Source organism: Azospirillum sp., from assembly GCF_035627195.1.
Taxonomy (GTDB): Bacteria; Pseudomonadota; Alphaproteobacteria; order Azospirillales; family Azospirillaceae; genus Azospirillum.
This window is the reverse complement of record NZ_DASPMG010000361.1, coordinates 1-4,386: the sequence shown is the minus strand read 5'-3', so window position 1 is coordinate 4,386 and position 4,386 is coordinate 1. Positions and strand designations below refer to the sequence as shown.

The window sequence follows — 4,386 nt, the reverse complement described above, 5'->3', positions numbered from 1 at the left end:
CCACCGGGATCTGCCGGAACAGCCCCTCCATCATGGTGGCGTAGCGCTGCGTGTAGTCGAGCGTCGAGCCCTCGGGCGCGATGGCGATGCCGACGATGGTGCCGCGGTCCTCGACCGGGGCCAGCTCGGATTTCAAGTTGGTGAACAGCCAGTAGCTGGCCGCCGCCACCAGCGCGCCGACCAGCAGCACCACCGGGCGTGCCTTCAGCGACAGGCGCAGCAGCGCGCGGTAGCCGTTGGTCAGCCCGTTCAGGAAGCCTTCGATGAGGTTGTAGAGGGCGTTGTGCTTGGTCTGGTGCTTCAGCAGCTTGGAGCACATCATCGGCGACAGCGTCAGCGCCACGAAGCCCGACACGATCACCGCGCCGGCCAGCGTCAGCGCGAACTCGGTGAACAGGCGCCCGGTGCGGCCGGTCATGAAGCCGATGGGGGCGTACACGGCCGCCAGCGTGATGGTCATCGCCACCACCGCGAAGCCGATCTCCTTCGAGCCCTTCAGCGCCGCCTGGAAGGGCGGCATGCCCTCCTCCACGTGGCGGTAGATGTTCTCCAGCATGACGATGGCGTCGTCCACCACGAGGCCGATGGCCAGCACCATGGACAGCAGCGTCAGCGTGTTGATGGAGAAGCCGAACGCGTACATCAGCGCGAAGCCGCCGACCAGCGACACCGGGATGGTCACCAGCGGCACCAGCGTGGCGCGGAACGAGCGCAGGAAGAAGAAGATAACCAGCACCACCAGCACGATCGCCTCGAAGATCGTGCTGAACACCGCGTCGATGGACTTGGAGATGAAGACGGAGCTGTCGTAGGCGACGTCCACCTCCATGCCCTCGGGCAGCGCGGCGCGGATCGCGGGGAAAGCACCCTGCACCGCCTTCGACACGTCCAGAGGGTTGGCGGTGGACTGCTTGACGACACCGATGGCGACGGCGCCGCGGCCGTTGAAGCGGGCCGACACGCGCTCGTCCAGCGGGCCCAGCTCGGCCCGGCCGACGTCCTTCAGGCGGACGAGGTAGCCGTCGACGTCGCGCAGGATCAGGTCCTCGAACTGCGCGGGCGTGCGCAGGTCGGTCTCCGACACCACGGTGAACTCGCGCGCCTTGCTCTCCACGCGGCCGGCCGGGATCTCGACGTTCTGCTTGCGCAACGCGCCTTCCACGTCCTGCGGCGTGATGCGGTAGGCGGCCATGCGCTGCGGGTCGAGCCAGACGCGCATGGAGAAGCGCCGCTCGCCGAAGATGCGCACCTGCGCCACGCCGGGCAGGTTCTGCAGGCGGTCCTTGACGTAGCGGTCGGCGAAGTCGGTGACGTCGAGGGGCGAGTGCCGCTCGTCGGAGGAGAAGGCGAGGTAGATGATCGGCTGGGCGTCGGCCTCGACCTTGGCGATGACCGGCTCGTCGATCTCGTTGGGCAGCAGGTTGCGCACGCGCCCGACACGGTCGCGCACGTCGCTGGCCGCGACGTCGACGTTGCGGTCCAGGCGGAAGCGCACGGTGATCTGACTCTTCTCCTGGCGGCTGATGGAGGACATCACGTCGATGCCCTCGATGCCGGCCAGCGAATCCTCCAGCGGCTGCGTCACCTGGCTTTCGATGATCTCGGCCGACGCACCCTTGTAGGTCGTCTCGACGGTGACCACCGGCTCGTCGATCTTGGGGTATTCGCGCACCGACAGGCGCTGGTAGGAGACGATGCCGATCAGCATCAGGGCGAGGCTCATCACCGTCGCCAGGACGGGACGGCGGATGGAGATGTCGGAGAGGACCATGGCGTCAGCCCCCGGCCGGCTTGTTGCCGCCGGCCTGCGGGCCGGGCGGCGGCTTGCTGAGGTCGATCACCATCACCGGGGCGCCGTCGCGGATCTTCAGCTGGCCGGCGGTGACCACCACGTCGCCGGACTTCAGACCGTCGACGATCTCCACCTCGGCGTTGCGGCGCTCGCCCAGGCGCACCTTGGACTGCTTGGCCTTGCCCTCGACAACGGTGAAGACGAACTGGTCGTTGCCGAAGGCGACGATCGACTGCTCCGGCACGATGATGGCGTCGTTCTGCACGGTCAGCGTCAGCGACACGCGGGCGAACAGGCCGGGGCGGAGCGCATGGTCGGGGTTGGGGACGCGGGCGCGCACGGCGAGCGCGCGGCCGTTCACGTCGATCAGCGGGTCGATGGCGTAGACCTCGCCCGCGAACTTGCGGCCGCCGAAGGCGTCCACCGACAGCGCCAGCGTCTGGCCGACCTTGACCGCCGGCAGGTACGCCTCCGGCACCCGGAAGTCGAGCTTGAGGGTGTCCACCGCCTCCAGGTTCACGATGTCCTTGCCCGGCTGCACCACGTCGCCGACGGAGACCTTGCGCAGGCCCAGCACGCCGTCGAAGGGGGCGGTGATGGTCAGCTTCTCCAGCTGCGCCTGGGCCAGCTGCACGGCGGCCTGGTCGGCCATCAGCTTGGCCTGCGCCTGGTCGCGGGTGCGGGCGGTGCCGGCGTTGCGGCTCAACAGCTCCTCCGCGCGGGCCAGCTCGGCGCGGTCGAAGGCAATGCTGGCCTGCGCCTGCGCCAGGGTGGCGCGCGCCACCGAATCGTCCAGGCGGATCAGCACCGTGCCCTTGCGGACGCTCTGCCCCTCCTGGAAGGGGATGTCGGCGATGCGGCCGGCGACCTCCGGCCGGATGACGACCGATTCGTTGGACAGCAGCGAGCCCACGGACGTCACCGTGCGGGCGATGGTGCCGACGCGGACCGGCACCGCCTCCACCGGCATCGGCGGCATGGCGCCGCCCGGACCGCCCGGCCCGCCGGGGGCGGCGGCCGGCTTGGCGCCGCCGGCCGACAGGGTCGCCTTCAGCCCGTTCAGGGTGCCGCCCTGGACGACGAAGTACCAGTAGGCGCCGCCGGCGAGGGCCAGCAGGATCAGGATGGCGACGAAGCGGAGCGTGTGGCGCATGGTACGGCGTCTCAGAAGGCGGAAGCGTGAAACTGAACTATATCGTTCAGTTCAGTCGGCTTGTCGAGACGCTTGCGTACGTACCTTACCGCAGGCGCGAAGAATGTTGCCGTGGGTCGGGGGATGGAATCAGCGGCCGGGCGGCGTGCAGACGCAGGCGATGCCCAGGCTGCACCCGCTGTCGTCCGGGGCGCCGCCGCGCAGCACGACGCGCCCGCCGGGGCCGCAGTCCACAATCAGGTCGGCCGGTTCGCCGGGGGCGAGGCGGTTGGCCGCCAGCGGGCGCACGGCGCCGCCCGCCAAGTCCACGCCACGGGCGCAGCAGGGCGCCTCGCCGGCCGGCAGGACGGCGCGGATGCGCCCCTCCTCGATTCGCACGTCGGCCAGCGCCGTGCCGTCGGGGTCGGCCGTCAGGCCGGCGGCGCCGTCCACGGCCTGCACGGGCACGCGGGCGCGCTTGAGCCAGTATTTGTCAGCGGAGAAGGAGCGGGCGTCGGTCATCGCTGCAACGCGTTCGCAATCGATGCGTCACCCTACCGTCACATTGGTAAACGAAGGCTTGCCGGGGCGGGCGTTCCGGCGGGATGCTGGGGGCCGCATCACCAGCGACGGTGCCCTATCCATGCTGATCGCCCAGATCACCGACCTGCACGTCACCGCCCGCGGCACGCGCGTGTTCGACGCGGTGGACACCAACGTGCACCTCGCCGCCGCCGTGGCGCACCTGAACGCGCTCACGCCCCGGCCGGACCTCGTCATCGCCACGGGCGACCTGGTGAACGGGCCGAAGCCGGGCGAGTACGACATGCTGGCGGAACTGCTGGCGCCGCTGGCGATCCCGCTGCGCGCCATCCCCGGCAACCACGACGACCGCGCGTCGCTGCGCGCCCTGTTCCCGGCGCTGCCGCAGGGCGGGGAATTCCTGCACCACACGGTGGAGGAGGGGGCGGTGCGCGTCGTCCTGCTGGACACGCAGGTGCCGGGCGCGGTGCACGGCGAACTGTGCGCCGGGCGGCTGGGCTGGCTGGCGGACCGGCTGGCCGAGGCGCCGGAGCGGCCGACGCTGATCGCCATGCACCACCAGCCCTTCACAACCGGCATGGCCGGCCTGGACCGCATCGGCTGCCGGGGTGCGGAGGGGCTGGCGGGATTGGTGGCGCAGCACGGCAACGTGCTGGGCGTGGTGTGCGGGCACGTGCACCGGCCCATCGCCACGCGCTTTGCCGGCACGGTGGCGTTCGCGGCGCCGTCCACGGCGCACCAGTTCGCGCTGACCCTGGACCCCGGCGCGCCATTCCGCTGGACGCCGGAGCCGCCCGCCGTGGCGCTGCACCAGTGGCTGCCCGACGGGACGCTGGCGTCGCACCTGAGCTATGTCGGCGAGGGGTACGAGCCGCGGGATTATCGGTGAGGGGTGGATTCAAACCCTCCCCCAGCCCCG

Annotated in this window: 4 protein-coding genes; 1 reads left to right on the top strand and 3 read right to left on the bottom strand. The window is 70.7% G+C overall.

The annotated features are described in order from the left end of the window. The 3 genes from VED21_RS32040 to VED21_RS32030 form a co-directional block, all read right to left on the bottom strand. On the bottom strand, positions 1 to 1,771 hold a 1,771-nt coding region (locus tag VED21_RS32040; protein ID WP_324889798.1), incomplete at its 3' end, for an efflux RND transporter permease subunit. Between the two features lie 4 nt (positions 1,772 to 1,775). Then, positions 1,776 to 2,945, bottom strand: coding sequence for an efflux RND transporter periplasmic adaptor subunit (locus tag VED21_RS32035; protein WP_324889797.1), 1,170 nt, complete (start codon positions 2,943 to 2,945; stop codon positions 1,776 to 1,778). A gap of 129 nt (positions 2,946 to 3,074) precedes the next feature. Continuing rightward, entirely contained in the window at positions 3,075 to 3,446 is a 372-nt protein-coding gene (locus VED21_RS32030) for a hypothetical protein (RefSeq protein ID WP_324889795.1), read from the bottom strand. A gap of 121 nt (positions 3,447 to 3,567) precedes the next feature. Here VED21_RS32030 and VED21_RS32025 point away from each other — a divergent pair, with 121 nt between their 5' ends. Continuing rightward, positions 3,568 to 4,356: a phosphodiesterase gene (locus VED21_RS32025; protein WP_324889793.1), complete on the top strand. Its 789-nt coding sequence runs from the start codon at positions 3,568 to 3,570 to the stop codon at positions 4,354 to 4,356. The last annotated feature ends 30 nt before the right edge of the window (positions 4,357 to 4,386 follow it).

What these genes read in the sequence shown, in the direction of transcription:
- VED21_RS32035 (WP_324889797.1), bottom strand. Translation starts at nt 2,945, where the DNA reads ATGCGCCACACGCTCCGCTTCGTCGCCATCCTGATCCTGCTGGCCCTC.
- VED21_RS32030 (WP_324889795.1), bottom strand. Translation starts at nt 3,446, where the DNA reads ATGACCGACGCCCGCTCCTTCTCCGCTGACAAATACTGGCTCAAGCGC.
- VED21_RS32025 (WP_324889793.1), top strand. Translation starts at nt 3,568, where the DNA reads ATGCTGATCGCCCAGATCACCGACCTGCACGTCACCGCCCGCGGCACG.